The organism is Streptosporangium subroseum (genome assembly GCF_900188345.1).
GTDB classification, from domain to species: domain Bacteria; phylum Actinomycetota; class Actinomycetes; order Streptosporangiales; family Streptosporangiaceae; genus Streptosporangium; species Streptosporangium subroseum.
On the sequence record NZ_FZOD01000012.1, the window covers coordinates 170,080 to 189,095 of the forward strand.

At 70.0% G+C, this 19,016-nt stretch carries 19 protein-coding genes; 11 read left to right on the plus strand and 8 right to left on the minus strand.

The window, feature by feature from the left end:
• Positions 1–165 precede the first annotated feature (165 nt).
• Positions 166–1,629, plus strand: coding sequence for a serine/threonine-protein kinase (locus CHC08_RS15260; RefSeq protein WP_089207925.1), 1,464 nt, complete (start codon positions 166–168; stop codon positions 1,627–1,629).
• On the opposite strand, the gene CHC08_RS15265 is transcribed toward CHC08_RS15260, so the two are convergent.
• Positions 1,630–2,358, minus strand: a complete 729-nt coding sequence (locus CHC08_RS15265; protein ID WP_089207926.1) for an FHA domain-containing protein — start codon at positions 2,356–2,358, stop codon at positions 1,630–1,632. It lies immediately after the preceding gene.
• 588 nt (positions 2,359–2,946) lie between these two features.
• Between CHC08_RS15265 and kduI the strand changes: the two genes are divergently transcribed.
• From kduI to CHC08_RS15280, 3 genes are read left to right on the plus strand one after another with little or no spacing between them, the layout of a single operon-like run.
• Positions 2,947–3,759: a 5-dehydro-4-deoxy-D-glucuronate isomerase gene (kduI, locus tag CHC08_RS15270; RefSeq protein ID WP_089207927.1), complete on the plus strand. Its 813-nt coding sequence runs from the start codon at positions 2,947–2,949 to the stop codon at positions 3,757–3,759.
• Entirely contained in the window at positions 3,759–4,496 is a 738-nt protein-coding gene (locus tag CHC08_RS15275; protein WP_089207928.1) for an SDR family oxidoreductase, read from the plus strand. The genes kduI and CHC08_RS15275 overlap by 1 nt, the downstream gene beginning before the upstream one ends.
• A gap of 17 nt (positions 4,497–4,513) precedes the next feature.
• Positions 4,514–5,278: an IclR family transcriptional regulator gene (locus tag CHC08_RS15280; RefSeq protein WP_089207929.1), complete on the plus strand. Its 765-nt coding sequence runs from the start codon at positions 4,514–4,516 to the stop codon at positions 5,276–5,278.
• Between the two features lie 251 nt (positions 5,279–5,529).
• Here the strand turns inward: CHC08_RS15280 and CHC08_RS15285 are convergent, their stop codons facing one another.
• The gene (locus CHC08_RS15285; RefSeq protein ID WP_089207930.1) at positions 5,530–6,447 is read right to left on the minus strand and encodes a sugar kinase; all 918 of its coding nucleotides are present in this window, start codon (positions 6,445–6,447) and stop codon (positions 5,530–5,532) included.
• A gap of 71 nt (positions 6,448–6,518) precedes the next feature.
• On the opposite strand from CHC08_RS15285, the gene CHC08_RS15290 reads away from it, so the two are divergent.
• Positions 6,519–6,704, plus strand: a complete 186-nt coding sequence (locus tag CHC08_RS15290; RefSeq protein WP_089207931.1) for a tautomerase family protein — start codon at positions 6,519–6,521, stop codon at positions 6,702–6,704.
• A gap of 204 nt (positions 6,705–6,908) precedes the next feature.
• On the opposite strand, the gene CHC08_RS15295 is transcribed toward CHC08_RS15290, so the two are convergent.
• The 6 genes from CHC08_RS15295 to CHC08_RS15320 form a co-directional block, all read right to left on the minus strand.
• Positions 6,909–7,220: a hypothetical protein gene (locus CHC08_RS15295; protein WP_089207932.1), complete on the minus strand. Its 312-nt coding sequence runs from the start codon at positions 7,218–7,220 to the stop codon at positions 6,909–6,911.
• Positions 7,221–7,640: 420 nt separating this feature from the next.
• Complete coding sequence (locus tag CHC08_RS15300; protein WP_089207933.1) at positions 7,641–7,907, minus strand: helix-turn-helix domain-containing protein; 267 nt, start codon at positions 7,905–7,907, stop codon at positions 7,641–7,643.
• Positions 7,908–8,036: 129 nt separating this feature from the next.
• Positions 8,037–8,684 (minus strand): response regulator transcription factor, encoded by a 648-nt coding sequence (locus tag CHC08_RS15305; RefSeq protein WP_089207934.1) that lies wholly within the window; start codon positions 8,682–8,684, stop codon positions 8,037–8,039.
• The gene (locus tag CHC08_RS15310) at positions 8,651–10,093 is read right to left on the minus strand and encodes a sensor histidine kinase (RefSeq protein WP_089207935.1); all 1,443 of its coding nucleotides are present in this window, start codon (positions 10,091–10,093) and stop codon (positions 8,651–8,653) included. Before CHC08_RS15310 ends, CHC08_RS15305 begins: the two co-directional genes overlap by 34 nt.
• Before the next feature lie 219 nt (positions 10,094–10,312).
• Positions 10,313–10,972, minus strand: coding sequence for a helix-turn-helix transcriptional regulator (locus CHC08_RS15315; RefSeq protein ID WP_089207936.1), 660 nt, complete (start codon positions 10,970–10,972; stop codon positions 10,313–10,315).
• A gap of 7 nt (positions 10,973–10,979) precedes the next feature.
• Positions 10,980–11,873, minus strand: coding sequence for an inositol monophosphatase family protein (locus CHC08_RS15320; RefSeq protein ID WP_089207937.1), 894 nt, complete (start codon positions 11,871–11,873; stop codon positions 10,980–10,982).
• A gap of 124 nt (positions 11,874–11,997) precedes the next feature.
• Between CHC08_RS15320 and CHC08_RS15325 the strand changes: the two genes are divergently transcribed.
• The 6 genes from CHC08_RS15325 (at position 11,998) to CHC08_RS15350 (ending at position 19,015) form a co-directional block, all read left to right on the plus strand.
• Positions 11,998–13,329: an aspartate aminotransferase family protein gene (locus CHC08_RS15325; protein WP_089207938.1), complete on the plus strand. Its 1,332-nt coding sequence runs from the start codon at positions 11,998–12,000 to the stop codon at positions 13,327–13,329.
• Positions 13,326–14,321, plus strand: a complete 996-nt coding sequence (locus tag CHC08_RS15330) for a Gfo/Idh/MocA family protein (RefSeq protein WP_089207939.1) — start codon at positions 13,326–13,328, stop codon at positions 14,319–14,321. The genes CHC08_RS15325 and CHC08_RS15330 overlap by 4 nt, the downstream gene beginning before the upstream one ends.
• A 3-nt stretch (positions 14,322–14,324) precedes the next feature.
• The gene (locus tag CHC08_RS15335) at positions 14,325–15,353 is read left to right on the plus strand and encodes a polysaccharide deacetylase family protein (RefSeq protein ID WP_089207940.1); all 1,029 of its coding nucleotides are present in this window, start codon (positions 14,325–14,327) and stop codon (positions 15,351–15,353) included.
• 12 nt (positions 15,354–15,365) lie between these two features.
• Positions 15,366–16,487, plus strand: coding sequence for a hypothetical protein (locus tag CHC08_RS15340; RefSeq protein WP_089207941.1), 1,122 nt, complete (start codon positions 15,366–15,368; stop codon positions 16,485–16,487).
• On the plus strand, positions 16,480–17,190 hold the full coding sequence (locus CHC08_RS15345; protein WP_089207942.1) for a hypothetical protein: 711 nt from the start codon (positions 16,480–16,482) through the stop codon (positions 17,188–17,190). Before CHC08_RS15340 ends, CHC08_RS15345 begins: the two co-directional genes overlap by 8 nt.
• 85 nt (positions 17,191–17,275) lie before the next feature.
• Positions 17,276–19,015, plus strand: coding sequence for a fatty acyl-AMP ligase (locus CHC08_RS15350; RefSeq protein WP_089207943.1), 1,740 nt, complete (start codon positions 17,276–17,278; stop codon positions 19,013–19,015).
• Position 19,016 lies beyond the last annotated feature (1 nt).

Sequence of the window (19,016 nt, forward strand, 5' to 3'; positions counted from 1 at the left end):
ACCGCCCGGGATTTCGGTCGACCGGGAAAGCACGGAATTTCGGCCGGATGAGAAAAGAGTCTGACCGTTCGATTGTCCAGCCTAGATCATTTGGTGTAAACATCCATAAATATCTTAAGAAGCCATATGTGGTCGTTCCCTGAGGGCGGAAAGGTGTGAAGACCGATGGGCGGCACCGAGGGATGGGCGGTCAGTGTCCCCGGGGGATACCGAGTCGGTGACTGGCAGGTCGGCAGGCCCATCGCCACGGGGAGCTGGGCGAGCGTTTACGAGGGACGGCGAGAAGGAGAAGGCGAGACGCGCTCGGCGTTGAAGTTCCTTCCCACCGGCACCGTCACGCGACGGCAGTTGCGGCACCTCCAGGACATGACGCAGCGGGAGATACGCCTGCACCGCAGCCTCCAGCACCCCCGCCTGGTCCGGCTGCGGGAGACGCTCGTCGTCGACGACGCCGAGAACCCCGAGCTCGACGGCGCGTGCGTTCTGGTGATGGACCTGGCCGAACGGTCGCTGGCCGACCTGATCGGAAGCGGGACTCCGGTTCCCGACGCGCCGAGGCTGATCGCCGAGATCTGCGAGGGACTGGCGCACATGCACGCCGCGGGGTGGGTGCACGGGGACCTCAAGCCGAACAACGTGCTCATGATGGCCGACGGCTCGGTGCGGCTCGCGGACTTCGGCCTGGCCACGGAGCTCGACGGGACCCACGGCTACCTTCCCCCGGCGGGATCGGTGGACCACGTCCCCCCGGAGCGCTGGGGTGAGCCGCTGAGCGAACGGGGACACGCGGTATGGACCTCGGCCGACATCTGGGCGCTGGGCGTGACGGCCTGTCAGCTCCTCACCGGCCACCTCCCCTTCAGCGCCCCGACCGCTCGCGCGCGCTACGTGGCCGCCACCGAGTACGCGGCGGGTGATCGGCCTCTGGCGCTCCCGGCCTCCCTGCCCGAGGCCTGGCGCTCCTGGGTGAGCGATTGCCTGGCGCCCAATCCGAGGTCCCGGCCCGGCGCGGCCCTTCAGCTCTACCGGGCACGGATGCTGGCCGGCGCGGTCGAGGTTCCGCTCCGGCGAGCGCGCCGCCGGACGGCGGGGGTGACGGCCCTGGCACTTCTGATGCTGGCCGGCGTCTCGGGGGCGGGGACGGTCTCCCCGTCCGTGGCCGACCCGTTCGGGCGATGGCTGCGCACCGGTTCCGACATCCCCCCGCAGTACCGCGCATTGATCGTCGAGGCCGGCACCATGTGCTCCGAGCCGGGCCTGAGCCCGGCGCTGATCGCCGGGATGCTGAAAACGGAGAGCGACTTCGATCCGAATCTGTCCGACGTCGCCAAGGACGAGTACGGCATCGCGCGCTGGACGCCGTCGGTGCTGCAGTTCTACCTACCCCCCGCCATCAGGGGCACCATCCTCCCCCCGCCGCTGCCGCCCGAGGTCAGCATCCCCGCGGTCGGCCGCTACCTGTGCGTACGGTTGCCGCTGCTGACCGGGGTGCCCGGGGACCCCGGGCTGCTGGGGGCCGTGGCGTTCCGCTCCTCCGGAGAGGTGGTCCGCGAGGCGAAGGGCGTCCCCGCGCGCTTTCGGGCCTACGCCGAGCGCGTGCGGAAGAACCGGGCCGCGTACGAGCCGTGATCACGGGTTCAGCCGGCTCAGGTGCTCCTCTCTCACCAGGTCGAAGCGGAGGGCGATGGAGACCAGCGCGGCGCGCTGCCAGTCCGCCTTGCGTGAACCGGACAGCGGCTTGACGCGCAGTTTTGTGCGCGCCAGGTAGTCGATGTGGAAGTTGACCGCGGCCCGGGTCAGTTCCACCCCGTCCGGGACCCCGCGCAGTCGTTCCAGCACTTCCGGCACCGTCGGGATGACCGAGGACGAGCAGTCGCGCAGGCGTGGTTCGCAGAGCGCGACCAGCACGAGAAAGTATTTCGCCGACTCGTCCACGGGAAATCCAGAGATGGTCGGCTCGCCGACCGCCTGGGTTTCGGGCGTGTCGAAGTCGACAAAACTGTGTTGCGAGGCGAAGACCAGAAAAGAACAGGGTCCGTCCGCCACGGGGAGCACCACGCGGGCGAACTCGAACGGTATGGGCGCCGCCACCCGCCCCGGGGCCACCTTGAGGAACTCCCCTCCGCCCTCGGGGTTCTCCACGACCAGGGTCGAATCGCGGCTGAGGTTGGTGAGGAGCCAGTAGTCCTCAACGGCCCGGATGATCCCGGCTCGCCGGGAAACTCCGGGGTGATCCAGTGGAAAGTCGACCGGGGCATTCACCGTTCCGCGCCCGAAGGTGGCCTCGCGGCCCGGAGAAAGCTCAATGACAGCCGGCCCCGAGCCTGGCACCTCGGCCTGAAGGAGGACCGTCTGCATTTGTCGCGCCTCCGCAGCACCCTGGAACCTTGCAGGTTCCCAGAATCTAAGCCTATGCCGAACAATGTCAGTGTCTGTGCCGAATTTCGGTGGATTAAGCGCATTGATGTGCGAACGGGCACCGATCAATCGGGGGTCGAGAGGAGCGGCGCGGACAGAGAGCGGCACCCGATGCCACCATCGCCGCGAACCGGGAGAGTGGGGCTCTTCCCGGTCGAACCGGCGGCTGGTCCACGTGGGCGACCAGCCGCCATCATCGCGGCGGCGAAAAAAGCCCCGTGTCTTCTCGCCCCGTCCTCCAGGCGGGGCGGGGAGGCACGGAAAGCCGGGCCGTGGCCGGGAGCGCGCACGGAGAGCGGGGCCCGGCTCAGGCCATGGCGGGAGCGCGCAGGGGAAGCCGGCTCAGGCCATGGCGGGGGTGCACGGGGGAGGCCGGTTCCGGCCGGGACCGGGACCGGAGTGCACATGGAGGCCCGGACGGCGTCAGCCGTCCGGGCCTCCGGGGTGCGTGGGGAGGGGGGCCGTTGTATGCTCGCATTGTTCTATGTAGCAGCTTGTCATTTCATGTAATAGAACAATGGAGGGTCAATGGAGGTACGGCACGCCACGGCGCCCGACCAGATTCCCGGCGCGACGACCGACTGGCTGCGCGGCCGGTTCCTGGCGGAGCAGCTCTTCGTGTCCGGGGAGATCCGCCTGCTCTACTCCCACGAGGATCGCATCGTGGTCGGCGGAGCCCTGCCCGAGGACGGGCCGCTGACGCTGCACAGTCCCGATCCGCTCAGGTCCGAATACTTCCTGGAGCGGCGCGAGCTCGGCGTGGTCAACGTGGGCGAGGCGGGCGTGGTGACCGTGGACGGCACGCCGTACCCGCTGGCGCACAGGGAGTGCCTGTACGTCGGCCGCGGGGCCCGCGAGGTCCTCTTCGAGGACGGCGCGTTCTACCTGGTCTCCACCCCCGCGCACGCCGGCTTCCCGACGGCCAGGGCAGGGCTGGAGGACGCCGAGCCCGTACGGCTGGGCGGCCAGGAGGGGTCCAACGACCGCACGATCTACAAATACATCCACGCCAAGGGCATCCAGAGCTGCCAGCTCGTGCTCGGCGTGACCGTGCTGGAGCCCGGCAGCATGTGGAACACCATGCCGTGCCACACGCACGAGCGCAGGACCGAGGTCTACCTCTACTTCGACCTGCCGGCGGAGCATCGGGTGATCCACCTGATGGGGCGGCCCGACGAGACCCGGAACCTGGTGATCGCCGACCGCCAGGCGGTGATCTCGCCCCCCTGGTCGGTGCACTGCGGCTTCGGCACGTCGAACTACTCCTTCGTCTGGGCCATGGGCGGGGAGAACCAGGCCTTCGAGGACATGGAGCAGGTCGCGATCGGTGAGATGCGCTGATGTTCTCCCTTGAGGGCAGGACCGCGCTCGTCACCGGCGCGCGGACCGGGATCGGGCGGGCCCTCGCGGTGGGCCTGGCGACGGCGGGAGCCGACCTGGTCCTGCACGGTCGCAACGACGACCTGGACGAGGTCGAGGCCGAGGTGCGCAAGACCGGCAGGCAGGTCTCCCGGTGGATCCTCGACCTGTCGGACCCCGGGCGCATCCCCGAGGCGGCGGAGCGGCTGGGCCGGATCGACGTGCTGGTCAACAACGCGGGGATCATCCGCAGGGCGCCGGCGGCCGAGCACCCCTACGCCGCCTTCCGCGAGGTGCTCGACGTCAACCTCGACGCGATCTTCCTGCTCAGCCAGGCCATCGGGGCGCGGATGCTGGCCCGGGGATCCGGAAAGATCATCACGATCGCCTCCATGCTGTCCTTCCAGGGAGGCGTCAACGTCGCCGGCTACACCGCGGCCAAGCACGCCGTCGCGGGGCTCACCCGCGCCCTGGCCTGCGAGTGGGCGGCCTCCGGGGTCCAGGTCAACGCGATCGCCCCCGGCTACATCAAGACCGGCAACACCGAGCGGCTGTGGGACGACCCGGTGCGGGAGCCCGAGATCAGGGCCCGCATTCCCGCGGGCCGCTGGGGCGATCCCGAGGACCTCGTGGGGGCCGCCGTCTTCCTGGCGTCCAGTGCCTCCGACTACGTCAACGGCCATCTGCTGGCGGTTGACGGGGGCTGGCTGGCACGCTGACCAGTAGGCTCACGATCGTGGTCAGGGAAGGCAGTTCTATCGACAAGGCGCTGGCGGTGCTGGAGGCGATCGCCGAGCACCACCGCGTGACGGACATCGCCGCCGCGACGGGGGTGTCCAAGTCGACCGTCCATCGCATCCTCCAGTCGCTCGTCGAATGGGGATTCGCGCGGACCGACGGGAACGGGGGCTATGAGCCAGGCCCCCGGATCCTCACGCTGGCAGGCCGCGTCATGAACCGGTTCGACCCGGCCCGCCAGGCCTCCCAGGCGCTGCGCGCCCTGCACGACCGGATCGGCTACACCACGCACTTCGCGGTCCGCAGCGGCGACGAGGCGGTCTACGTCGACAAGCTCGAGGGGCGCCGGCCGTACCAGATGCCCTCGCGCATCGGGATGAGCCTGCGCCTGCACTGCACCGCGATCGGCAAGGCCGTCCTCGCCCAGCTCGGGGCCGACGAGGTCCGCTCCATCGTCGACCGCACGGGCCTGCCCTCCGCGGCTCCCAACACCCTGACGACCGTGGAGGGCCTGCTGGCCCATCTGGTGGAGGTGCGTGCCCGCGGCTACGCGCTGGACGACGAGGAGAACCTCCCCGGCATCCTCTGCGTCGCGGCCCCGGTCTTCGACCACACCGGTCAGGTGCTCGGCGGCATCTCCATCTCCGGCCTCGCGATGGACATGAGCATGGAGGACCTCGAGCGGTTCGCCCCCGACGTCGTCGCCGCCGCCCGCGAGGTCTCCCTCGCACTCGGCGCCCCCGACCCCGTCCTCAACCGCTGACGCGTCAAGCAGGCCGCGGCGTTGACCCCCCGACACGGGGCAGGCTTCCGGCCGGTCCGGGTCCTTTCCCGGGGCGGAGCGGCTCCGCTTCCCTGCGGGTTCGGTGTGGCGGGTTCTTGATCTTCTGTGGTCCGGGGTCCTTGCCCGGGACGGGGCCGCTCCGCTTCCCGGGGGCCCGGTGCGGCGGGTTCTCGATCCCGCGCGGTCCGAGTTCCTCTCCGGGGCGGAGCGGCTCCGTTCTCAGTCGTGGGTCATGACCGCAGCAGGTTCTCGATTTCCTGTGGCGTCGCCTGCCGTCCGGTGCCTCCCCGGCCCGAGAGGCTGATGGCCGAGGCGGCCATGCCCGCCCTGATGGCGTCGGCCGGTGACGAGCCCCGTGCCAGGAAGGCGCAGGCCGTTCCGGCCAGGACGTCCCCGGCGCCCGTCTGATCGACGATCAGCTCCGCGCGGAAGGCGGGAATCAGCACCGGTTCGCCGTCTCCCTCCGCCAGGAGCACGCCGTTCTCCCCGAGGGTGACGGCGACGGCCGCGGCCCCCATGTCCAGGCAGGCGCGGGCGACCTCGTAGGGGTCGGTGAGTTCCAAGAGGGGGCCGCTGTCGCCCGGACAGGAGATCTTGACCAGGGAGGCGTGCCGGGCGATGTCACGCAGGACGGAGACGGCGTCCCGGGCGGTGGTGAGGCGGGCGCGGAAGTTGGGGTCGTAGACGATCCGCCCGGAGGCGGACTTGGCCGCATGCCGTACGGCCTCCGCGCAGGAGTCGGAGATCGCGGCGGTGATGCCGCTGAGCAGGACCACGCGGGCGGTGGTCACGGGAGAGCGGTCCACGTCCTGGAGGCCCATGCGCGAGGCGGCGCTGCCGTGCCGGAGATAGACGAAGGCGCGCTCACCCGACGGGTCCGCGCCGACCGCGTAGGCGCCCGTCGAGCCCTCGCCCCGGACCATCCAGCGGGAGTCCACACCGTGCCCGTCGGCGAAGCGGATCAGGCGCTCGCCGAACTCGTCGGTCCCCACCCGGGTCACCAGCGCCACGCGCGCGCCCTGCGCGGCGGCGGCCACCGAGGCGTTGAGCGCGTCACCGGAGAAGGACAGGTGAAACGTCCGGGCCTCGGGCAGGGCGTGATCCGCGGAGAACTCCACAAGCGGCTCGCCCAGCACGACCACGTCCATGACGGCTCCTTGTTTCATGTAATGGAATGTGGTCTCATGTTATGCAACATTGTGAGCCTGGAGGATTCAGTATGCCGAATATCACCGTTGAACTGCTGTCCGGCCGGACGCCCGACCAGCGCCGTGAGTTCGTCGCCGCGGTGACCGAGGCGGCCGTGGACATCCTGAAGGCCCGTCGCGAGTCGGTGCGCATCGTCTACTGGGAGATCGAGAAGTCCGACGTGGCCAACGGCGGCATCATGGAATCCGACAAGTAGGCGTGAGGGAAGGGACCGGGTGAGCCCCGGTCCCTTCCCCTTTTCCCTTTCCCGGTCACGACCCCCGGTCATGACCCCCCGATCTTGGTCTCTCCCGTCCTGACCCCGGATCCGGACCCGCTCCGACCCCCAGGCCCGGATCCGGCCGGGACCCGGCCCCTCGGATCCGGTCGGGCCGGGTCTTCCGCGGCTGGACGGCGGGCGTCAGACGGTCGCGGTGGCTCGCTCGGCCTCCGGGTCGCTGCCGAGGGAGTCGACGAGGGCGTCGCTGTCCTCGCGGTTCTCCGGCTTCAGCAGCCCGATCGCCACGTAGAGGACCAGCGAGGTGACCAGCGGGACGCCGACCACCATCGCGGTGTCCGTGGATTCGACGATCCACTTGACGTAGGCCCAGACGGTCAGGCCCGCGGCCCAGGAGGCGATCGCCGCGGTCGGGCCGCTCCGTTTGAACCAGGGCGGCATGCCCGGCATCAGCGGGATGGAGATCGGCCCCATCGTGGCCGCGACCAGGTCCACGACGATCTTCAGGACGACGCCCTTTGTCCCACATCGTCCACAGTGTGGCGACGCCGTCCAGCCGGGTCATGATCGCGATGAACATGGCGATCATGACCCGGCTGATGAACTGCCCGAAGTCGGTCAGCATGTCCGCCCACAGGCCGCCGGCCGTGATGTGGACCAGCGTGACGGCCCCGGTGACCAGGATGCCCCACAGGATCGGGATCCCCGCGAACCCCTTGAGCAGGATGGCGATCGCCACCCACTCGGCCGCTTGCCACCCGCTCCGATCCGCGGAAGCTCGTTCTGTGTTGTCTGGCGGATCCATGAGCCGACCGAGGTTGTCTGGCGGATCCATGAGCCGATCGAGCCGGAGACGCTCGATCATGATCGTTCCGGTCGCCCCCGGCGACCGGCGATCGATGATCGAGGTCGCGACTAGTGGGTCGGGACCCTGGCGGCCAGCAGGATTCCCAGTTCCAGCCGACTCCGGGCGCCCAGCAGGACCATCACCCTGGAAACATGGCGCTGGACCGTGCGGGAGGATATGTCCAACTTCTTGCCGACGGTGTCGTCCGTCAGGCCGCTGGCCAGCAGGCGGAGTACTTCCACCTGGAGTTCGTTGATGAGTCCCCGTTCCTTGCAGATGTCCAGCCATGTCGCGACCTGGTGATTGCGGCTTCGCGCAGGTGCTTGTGCCAGCATTCGATCTCCCCGTTGTACATCTTTGCTCCGTGGTGCACCTTCAGCCTAGAAGGTGACATCCTTCCAGCAGTAGCGTGATATCCCCCTGATCGAGGGGGAATTTCCCTATAACCACCCCGATACCCAGAGTCACCGGGAATCGAAGAAGGCGAGAATGGCCATTACTCGTCGATGGACCCCCTCCTCAACGGGAATGTCCAGCCTTTCCAGGATTCGTGTGACATGCGCTTCCACGGTCCTGCGGCTGAGATGGAGTTTCTCGCCGATGGCCTGGTTGGTGAGCCCCTCGGCCATCAGCCCGAGCACTTCGCGTTCGCGGGCGGTCAGCCGCCCCACGGTGTGCGCGGCGCGCTGGCGCGTCATGAGTGCCTGGACGATCGAGGGATCGATGACCGCGTCCCCGGCCGCGATGCGGTGCAGCGCGTGAACGAGGTCGGCGATGTCGAGCAGCCGCTCCTTGAGCAGGTAACCGAACCGGCCCTCTCCGGAGTTCACCATCTCCAGGGCATAGTCGAGATCGAGGTGCAGGGAGAGCAGGAGAACCCCTTTGCCGGGAAACTCCGCCCGGATCCGCTGCGCCGCGACGACTCCCTCATTCGTGAAGGTGGGTGGCATCCGGATGTCGAGTATGACCACGTCGGGATCGTGTGCCCTGACCAGATCGAGCAGTGCAGTGGCGTCGGCGGCGGTGGCCGCGACCTCGATGCCGGCCTGCCGCAGCAGCGCGGCCGTGCCCGCCCGGATCAGCGCAGTGTCGTCGGCGATGATGACACGCACGGAATCACCACCCTGACCGTGGTGCCGCCGCCGGGAGGACTGCTCAGTTCGAATTCACCGCCGGCCAGTTTGGCTCGCTGGGCCATCCCGCCCATGCCGTGCCCCTCTCCCGGGACGGCGTTGCCGATCCCGTCGTCGCTTATCTCCACCACCAGGTTCCCCCCGGTGACCCGGCACGTCACCAGAACGGACTGTGCCTGGGCGTGCCTGGCCACGTTGGTCAGAGCCTCGGAGACCACGTAGTAGATGGCCTGCCCGACATCGGGCGACAGGTCGGGCATCGGTTCGCAGTACAGGGTGACGGGCACGGGCGAGCCGGTGGCCAGGCGCTCCAGGGCGGCCGGCAGCCCCCGCAGGCGCAGCACCTCCGAGGCGTTGCCCGCGGCGAGCCTGCGCAGGTCCTCCATCGCTTCGCGAAGTTCTTCCACGGCCGTGTCGAGCGAGCGGACGACGGCGGGTTCGGCCGCGTTCGTGCGTGCCAGGCGCACCGCTATCGCGGCCTTGAGCATTCGTAACTGCGCCCCGTCGTGCAGATCCCGCTGGATCGCGTGAAGTGCCGCCGCGGTGCGGGCGTGCGCGTCGCGGCGTAGATGGTCGCGTTCCCGGCTCGCGTGGTCCAGCCAGACATAGAGCAGTCCCGCGACCACGACGGGCGGCAGCATGACCAGGAAGGTGACACCCAGCGCGTTGAACGGCAGCCGCGCGGCCTGGACCAGGTTCGGGGGGAGGACCGCGGGAGCGACGGTCTCCAGCGCCATGTGGAGGGCGATGATCGAGGCCATGCCGTTCATCGACCAGAGGAAACGCTCCGAACCCCTGCCCCGGTGCCAGCGCCGGACGACCACCCACAGCAGCGCACCCGCCAGAAGCGCCACATGCAGGTGGGCGATGATGCGGACCGGCGAGGTGAACATGCCCGGGTCCAGCGACAGGCAGGTCATGCACGGTTCGCTGGGGTCCCGGTCACCGAGTATGTAGTCGGGGGCCAGGGTGAACGGCAGCAGCCAGGCGAGGACGAGCGTGCCGCGTCCCAGCAGGTCGCGTCGCTCTCCGCCCGGCGACAGTATGACCGCGTGCACGAGAAAGGTCACCGGTAGCGCGTGCACCATGGTCGCCACGGTCTGCGCTATCCCGGGGGGAAGGAACAGCAGCCCGCGCAGGGTCCAGGCCACACCGGTCAGCAGGAAGAGCATGCCGATCCGGCGTCCCGGCGGCTGCTGGATCAGCACGACGCCGCACCCGGCGAAGGACCAGCCCAGAACCAGCACCGTGGCGGGGAATGTCGTGCCGTTCGGCCCGGATCCGATGACGACCATGAGGGTTCCGGAGGCGATTCCCACCAGCGCACTCGAGATGATCAGGGGAACGCTCCAGCGAGGAGCCGACGCCAGGAATCGAGTGATGTCCAACTGCGATGCTTTTCCCGGCCGAGCATCCAGATCAACCGCCTCCTCAGCAATATCGCGGATCGGCAGCCAGAATATTCTTCTGACCGGAAACCAACGGTGAGGTAACAGGAGTGATCCTGCCGTTTAAAGGGCGGAAGGTCAATTATCCTAACTTTGGAGCACTATAAATCGTTTTCACCTACTTTGAGTAGTTTCCATTTAATAGAATTTTTTAGCAATTCACGTGCATTCGATCATGCCGATCTTGATGGCGGTCACCACCGCCGTCGTCCGGTTGGGCGCGTCGAGCTTCAGCAGCACGCTGGCTACCAGCCGTTTTGCCCCGTGCTCGGAGATGGACAGCTTCCTGGCGATCTGCCGGTTGCTCAGGCCCTCGGAGAGCAGGTCCAGTGTTGTGCTCTCCCTGGGGGTCAGGTTGACCTGGCGGCGGCCGGCGGGCAGTGCGGCGGGCACGGCCGCGTGAGAGAGCAACTCCCGGGCGAGCCGGGCGGGGATCGGCATCTCCCCGGCCGCCATACGGCGCAGGGTGTCCCCGAGAGAGTCGGCGGTGAGTTCCTGCTGGATCAGGAACCCGTCGCTGCGCAGCGCCGCGGCGAAGGCCGGGTTTCTCGCCTGCGTCTCGTCGAGGAGCATCAGGATCTTGACCCGGGTGCCCCGCTCCACCGGCTGGGCCCACGAACTGGTCAGAATCACGATGTCAAGGTCGTCGTCGGCGATCAGCCGTTCGACATGGGCGGGGCTTGCGCACTGGTGGATCCGGCCCACGATGGGCAGATGGCGCAGAACCGTCTCAAGTCCGCGTTGGAGGAGCTCGTTGCCCACGAAGATCGCGACGTTCAGGTGTGCGGTCCCCGCATTTTCGACGGGCGTTGAAGTCATAACCGCATCAAAGCCTCGGTGCGCCCTGGCTCGCTAGACGGTTGGCGAGTTCCGGACACAGGTGGGCGAAGGTCGCCAGCCCCGCCGCGATGCGCCCGCCCAACTCGGCGAAGCCCGGTCTCCAGGCGACGAATCCCGTGCGCCGCTCGGTGCCCGGCTCGCCCGGCACACCGGTGAATCCACCGCCGGCCGCGGCCACCAGCGCCCGGCCCGCCGCGACGTCCCAGACGAACACGTCGGCGTTGGCGGTGACATCGGCCCGGCCGCAAGCCACCCAGGCCAGAGCCAGGGCCGACGAGCCGATCCTGCGCAGGTCCGTCGTTTCCAGGAGGTCGGCGAAGAGCTCGAACTCGGCCGCGTCCCGCAGCCCGGCGGTCGGGATGTCGGTGAGCACCATCGGCAGCGAATCCGGCGCGATGGCCTCGGTGGGACGCGCCGGAGAGCCGGATGCCGAGGACGCGGGCGAATCCACTCCCAGGAGACCGCCGTTGAGCCGGAGCTCGTCGTTCACGGCGGTGAAGAGTTCGTCGCGGACCGGGTCGTAGACCGCCCCTCCGACGATCCGTTCCCCGATCTGGACGCCGATGGACACCGCGAACAGCGGGACCCCCCGGGCGAAGTTGTACGTGCCGTCGATCGGATCCACGTACCACCGGATGTCTCCGGACCCGCTGGTGCCGGACTCCTCGCCGACGACGGTGCCCACCGTGAGCATCTCCCGGATCAGGGACTCGGCCTCGGCGTCGATTTCGGTGACCATGTCGTGCGCGGCACCCTTGACCTTGGCGGTGACGCCGTGTCTGCGGCGCTCTATCACGTGGCGTCCGGCCCGCACGCTCGCCTCGGCCGCGAGGGCGACCAGGGACTCGGGGGCGACCGGGGATTCGGGGGTGAAGGTCATCACCCCACGCTAGCGACGGCCGGTCCGGACGCCGCGGGCTCTTTCGGGTATGGCCGGGCGCGCACTCACAAGGGCGGTCGTTCGAGGCTTATCCGGGTGATCATCACCAGGCACCCTTGAGCTCATGACGGGCGGTAATCGAGAAAATTGGGGCCTGAACGCCCCTCGCGACAAGTCACTTGAGCACTGGGAAGCCGAGCAGGAGGTCATCGGGCCAGGTTTGCAGGCCGTGATGCTCTGGTCCACCATGTGCGTGGAGACGGCCGAAGGCGCCGTCCTGACCGACCTCGACGGCAACCGGGTTCTCGACTTCCAGGGCGCGGGCGGGGTGAACTCCATCGGCCACGCCAACCCCCATTTCGTCAGCGCGCTCAGCGCCCAGGTGGCGGTCTCGCCCGCCGGGGCCTTCGGCTCCCACGCACGACGGGAGATGGCGCAGGCCGTACGGGACTTCCTGCCGGAGCCACTGGACCGTATCCAGCTCTACAGCGGCGGGACGGAGGCGGTCGAGGCCGCACTCCGGCTGGCCAAATCGGTCACCGGCAAGTACGAGTTCCTGTCCTTCTGGGGTGGGTTCCATGGCAAGTCGCTTGGCAGCCTCGCGCTCACCGCGGGGGCCAGGGCGGGTCTCGGCCCGCTGCCGTCGGGCCATTTCAGCGCGCCGTACGCCAACTGCTACCGCTGCCCGCTGAAGCTCAAACCCGACTCCTGCGGGCTGGCCTGCGTGGATCAGGCCCGGGAAGTGATCAAGCAGAACTCCACGGGTGCGCTCGCCGCGCTGGTGGTCGAGCCGGTCCAGGGCCGTTCGGGGAACGTCGTCCCGCCGCCCGGTTACCTTCAGGCGCTCGGTGAGGTGGCGAAGGAGTTCGACGCCCTGCTCATCGTGGACGAGATGATGACAGGCTTCGGCCGGACCGGCGCCGCGTTCGCCTTCCAGCACGACGGAGTGGTTCCGGACATCGTCACCGTCGGCAAGGGCATGGGCGGAGGCTATCCGGTCACGGGGGTCATCTCCACCGCCCAGCACATGTCGGCGCGGCCGTTCTCCGACCCGAGCGCCAGCTCTTCCAGTTTCGGCGCGTTTCCCATGGCCTGCCGGGCCGTGGCCACCGTCATCGACGTGCTGGTCGAGGAGAACCTCGTCGACCACACCGAACAGCTGGGGGCCGAACTGCTGGAGGCGCTCCGCCCGCTCGTCGACGAGGCGCCACTCGTGGGTGACGTCAGGGGAATCGGTCTGGCGATCGGCATCGAGCTGGTGTCCGACAAGACCACCAGGGAGCCCGTCTCCGGCGAGGTGCTGCGCGAGACGTTCCTGGCGCTTCTGAAGGCAGGGGTGCTCGTCATGACCGGAGGCAACACGCTACGGCTCTACCCGCCGCTGAACATCGGCCGGGACCAGGCCCTCGAGGCCGTCGAGATCATCCGCCGTACCCTGATCGGAGGAGTCGCATGAGAGTGGCCATCGTCGGATTCGGCACGGCCGGCACCGCCAGGCTCGGAGCCTACCGTCAGGTCGCCGGGGCGGAGGTGGTCGCGGTCGTCGACCCGTCGTCCGCCAGGCTTGCCGGGGCCAGGGACCTCCAGCCGCAGCTGCGCACGTATCTGACCCTGTCCGAGCTGTTCGCCAATGACCGGATCGACGTGGTCGACGTCTGCACGCCGCCCTCCTCGCACGTCGAGCTCGCCATACAGGCGCTCGACGCCGGGAGCCACGTGATCTGCGAGAAGCCCGTCGCCTTCCGCGCGGCCGACGCCCGGGCGCTGGCCGGGGCCGCCACCCGCGCGGAGCGGCTGCTCTACCCGGCGCACAATTACGCCTTCTCCCCGATGATGCGGATGCTCACCGAGGGCAAGGGGAAGGTGGGCACGCCGGTCACCGCGACCATCCGGATCCGCAGGGCCACCCACGCGAGGGGCATCGGCTCCTGGCAGCCCGACTGGCGGCGCGACCCGGCGGTGGCCGGGGGAGGCATCCTCCTGGACCACGGTTCGCACTGCGTCTACATGGTCACCCGGTTGTTCGGGGCCCGTCCGGGCAAGGTCAGCGCGACGGCCCGGTGGCAGGAGGACGGTCTGGAAGAGGCGATCGAGGTCCGGCTCCACTTCCCGGACGGGACCGCGGAGATCGACCTGAGCTGGGTGGACGACGCCCGCACCAACCACTACGGGCTGTCCGGCTCGACGGGGACCCTCGACATCACCGACGGCGTGGCCGTGTTCAGCGGATCCGGGGGGAGCGAGCGGCGGACGCTCGACTCGCCGACCCGCAGCTCCACCCACGAGGAGTGGTTCGCCGACATGTTCGACGACTTCACGAAAATCGTGAGCAGGCCGGACCGATGGGACGGTCCGATGGACGAGATCCTCTCGACCGCGCAGATCATCGAGGCGGCCTACGAGTCGGCGCGGCTGGACGGCCGGCTCGTCGAGCTCGGGGAGGGCTGAGCCGTGTGGTTCGCCGGGATCGGCTGGGGCCCGGAGGGCTATGACATCACCGTGGTCGACGACGCGGGGGCGCCCGTCGCCACGAGCCGCTTCGCCGCCACCGGGATCGACGAGCCGGTGGGTTTCCTGAGGTCGCTGGCCGAGCGGTCGGAACTGGTCAGCGTCATCGACAGCACCAACGGGGTGCTGGACGGATCGCTGATGGCGGCCGGGCTCGACGTCTACCGGGCCGATCCATGGGACACACCGGCCAGGCCGCCGTTCGGGTCGGCCTCCTCGGACGCGCTGGCCGGTCTCGGCCGGGACGCCCTCGCCCGGCTGACCCGGCTCGACATCGGCTCGGGCACGCTCGGCGGCCGGGACGACGAGGCCGACGCCGACATCGAGCGCAGCGGGCCGCTGGAGCGGCGGCTCGCGGCCCAGGGAGGCCTGCTGTTCCACGGCAGCCGGGCCCACCCCCGGGTCGCGCTCACGTTCGACGACGGCCCGCACCCGGTCAACACCCCCCGCATCCTGGACGTGCTGCGCCGATATCGCGTTCCGGCCACCTTCTTCTGCGTCGGTCTGCACGCCCAGGCCTTCCCCGACCTCCTCCGCCGGATCGTGGACGAAGGGCATCTCGTGGGCAACCACACCTGGTCCCATCCCTACCTGCCCGACCTGTCCAGGGAAGAGGTCCTGCGCCAGATCGGCAGAACCGGCGAGGTGCTCGGCCGGGCGGGAGGCGGGACGCCGTCCCTGGTCCGCCCGCCGTACGGCGGACGCTCGCCCGAGGTGCTGGACTGGCTGGCCGAGGAGGGCCTGACCACGGTGCTGTGGGACGTCGAGCCGTGCGACTGGGCGATGGGCGGCGCGGCGGCGATCGCCGGGCAGGTCGTCGACGAGGCCGACTTCGGGTCGGTCATCCTCCTGCACGACGGAGGAGGCGACCGCTCCCAGACGGTGGAAGCGCTGCCCATGATCCTTGAGTCGATGATGGCGCGTGGCTGCCGGTTCGTCACGGTGGACCAACTCGCCCCGTTGCGAGTGTGAACGGAGGAGAACATGAGCATTCGAATCAGCGTCGCGATCATGCACCACCCGTCCCGGAGCCATCGGCTGCCCCGTCTGGTGCGCGCGTGCGCGCCGCTCCGGCCTCGCGTGGTCTCCGATCCCGATCCCACCGGCCCGCCCAGCCCTCTGCGTACGGCGAAGCGCGCCTGGGCGGCGGTTCCCGACGACGCCACCCACCATCTGGTCCTGCAGGACGACGCGGCGCCGACGGCCGGGTTCGCCGGATACCTGGCGGACGCGCTCGCCCGCCGGCCCCGGCACGCGGTGGCGCTGTACTCCAACTGGAACAGCCCGCAGAACTCCTACCTGGTACGTCGTGCCGCGGCGGCGGGGTCCCCGTGGGCGCCGCTGGCGCCCGCCGAATGGGTCCCCACCCAGGGCCTGGTCCTGCCCGCCGCCCAGGCTCGCGAGCTGGCGGCGTTCCTCGCCCCGATCCCCGACGCCATTCGCGACGACGACGAGATGGTCGCGCTGTTCTGCCAGGAACGGGGGATCCCCGTGGTGGCGACGGTGCCGCATCTGGTGGACCACGCCGACGAGCTCACCATCGCCGGTCATCCCGGGTCCTTTCACGCGACGGTCTGGGCGGGAGGCCGCCACCTGCCGCCCGAGCACTGGTCACCGGCCGAGGAGATCGAGGCCGAGCTCACCCGGCGGGCGGCGGCCCGCGAGCCCCGCGACTTCGTGGTGGAGCTCATCGACTCGCGCTGCGTGCTGAGGTTCCTGCGTCCCGGCTCGGGGGAGCCGATAGAGCATCCGTTCGGCTGGTATTGGCGTGAGTGGTCCATCCTGGCCGGCATCGACGCCGGCGAGATCGAGGACGCCTTCGCCGAGGCCGGCACTCCGGCGCCCCTCGTCCCCTCGACCTCCGCCGAGGTCTGGGCCGCGGGCTACATCCTCGGTGCGGACGTCTCACGCCTGGGCCGCCGGGCCTGGGATCCCTTCTCCGCGGAACTGCTGCGTGACGCGATCGGCTCGTGGATCGACTGCGGGCTGAGCACCGCCGACAGGCTCCTGCTCGATGCGGCCTCCCGGTCGGCACTGGTCGACCTGGGCGTCGCCGCGGTCGAACGCGGCCTCGCCGCGACACTCCCGGAGCGCATATATGCCTGACGAGAAGTACGGCGAAGGCCCGCGCTCAGGGAAGCCGGCCGGACGGGACGGGGACGATCCGGGCGTACGCGGCGCGGGACCGGCCGAGCGGATCGAGCTGGTCGTGGAGCGGATGGCCAGGCGCGAGGGCGGCGGGCACCTGCTGGTGCCGCCGTCGCTGCCGATGCCCCCGGGCGACGCGTCGCCGCCCGTCGGCGTGCGCCGCGTGCGATGCCCGTGGTGCGGGGCCGAGGGCGGCGAGGCCGCCCTCCCGGACGGCCTGCCACGGGTCACCATGCTGGCGTGTGAGTCGCTGACGAACCGGTCGCTGCTGCCGGTCGTCACGGCGCGGCGCCCTCCGGAGGAGGGGTATCTCACCCGGGCCGCGTACTGGGCCGGCCACGCGCCCGCCGAGCTCGACGACGCCGCGCTGATCCGGCTGATCATCGCCGTGGACGCGGCGGAGAGCTGGGCGGACGTCGCGGACGACTCCACGGGCTCACCCGCGGTGGTCCCCGCCGCCACACGAGGAGCGGGGACGCCGGGCGAGCACTTCCTCACCCCGCACGCCGGGGGCATGCCCGGCGCCGCGAGCGCGGCGCGTCCGCGGGGCGTGCCACGCGTCGCCGGCGCGTCCTCGGGCGGGGAGACGCTGCTGGAGCGGCTCGACGGGAGATACCGTCACACCCGCCTCCGGACGGTGGAGGCGGCCTTTCGGGTATAGCCCTGAGTCCGCCCGTTCGCGGCTTATGGTTCGGCTCCCGGTTCGGAAACATGCATAGCAGGTTCTCACCGGAGAGGTCGAATGCATGCTTGAGCACGACAGCTTCACCACGCTGATGCGGGAGCGGGCGTCCAGCCACGGGGACAGAGTGGCGCTGGTCTTCTGTCACGACCCGGCCGACGAGTCGGGTGACGAGCCGTTGACCTACGCCGATCTGGACCTCTTGGCGCGCCGGGTGGCCGTGATGCTGCGCGCTCACGCGGAGCCCGGCGACCGGGTGCTGCTGCTGCACGAGCCCGGCACCGGTTTCGCCAAGGGGTTCCTCGGCGCGCTCTACGCCGGGATGATCGCGGTTCCCTCGCCCGCACCCGACGGCTACCGGCGTCAGCGCGAGCGGCTGGCCGCGATCGCCAGGGACGCCGGGGTGACCGCCGTCCTCACCGACGCCCGCGCCCTCGGCTCGATCAGGGAATGGGCGGCGGAGGCCGGACTCGACGACCTGGCCTGCCTGGCCGTCGACGAGGAGCTGCCGCCCGCCGACGGCTGGAGCCCGCCGGCCGGCGGCGGGCGCACCCCGGCCTTTCTGCAGTACACCTCCGGCTCCACGGGCGACCCCAAGGGTGTCGTGGTGGACCACGGCAACCTGCTCGCCAACGTCGAGGTCTTCAACCACATCACCGGAGCGACCCCGGACGACCGGTTCGGCGGCTGGCTGCCGATGTACCACGACTTCGGGCTCATCGGTCAGCTGCTGATCCCCCTGGCCAACGGCACCACGACCGTGCTCATGTCCCCGATCGCCTTCGTCAAGCGCCCGCACGCCTGGCTGCGCATGATCGACCGGCATGGGATCAACGTCTCGCCGGCGCCCAACTTCGCCTACGAGCTGTGCGTCCAGCGGATCACCGACGCGCAGGTCGCCGGGCTGGACCTGTCCCGGTGGAGCCACGCGCTCAACGGCTCCGAGCCGATCCGCGCGGGCACCCTGAGGGCCTTCGCCGAGAGGTTCGCGCCCTACGGCCTGCGTCCCGGCGCGCTGTCGCCGGGATACGGCCTGGCCGAGGCGACCCTGGCCGTCTCCTGCACCCCCAAGGGCAACGTCGCGCTGGTCACCCCGGTGGACGCCGAGCGGCTCGCCAAGGGCGAGTTCGCGCCGTCCTCCGAAGGCGAGGTGCGCAACGTGCCCAGCAGCGGCCACGCCGAACCGGGCATCGACATCGTCGATCCGCAGAGCCGTGTGGCGTTGCCCGAAGGTCAGGTCGGCGAGATCTGGCTGCGCGGCCCGCACGTGGCGCGAGGCTACTGGCAGCGGCCCGAGACCAACAAGAAGATCTTCGATGTGGAGACCGCCGGCGGCGAGGGCGGCTACCTGCGCACGGGCGACCTGGGCGTGATCCACGAGGGCGAGCTGTACGTCACCGGCCGGATCAAGGAACTGCTCATCGTCCGGGGCCGCAACCTCTATCCGCAGGACCTGGAGGAGGAGGCGCGGACCGCCCATCCGGCTCTGGCACGCGGAGTCGGCGCGGTGTTCACCGTACCGGCGCCGGAGGAGGAGGTCGTCGTCGTGCACGAGTGCCGGATCCGCGATCTGGGCGAGACGTCCCCGTCCGAGCTGGCCGAGGAGATCAGGGTGACGCTGGGCCGTGAGTTCGGGGTCTCGGTCGCCGGCGTCGTGCTGGTCCGCCCGTCAGAGGTGCGGCGGACCACCAGCGGGAAGATCCAGCGTGGTCTGACCCGCGACCTGTTCATCTCCGGCGAGCTGGCCGTCGTGCACGAGGAGCTCACCTCGGCCGTCCGGGGCCGCTACCGGATCGGGGTCTGAG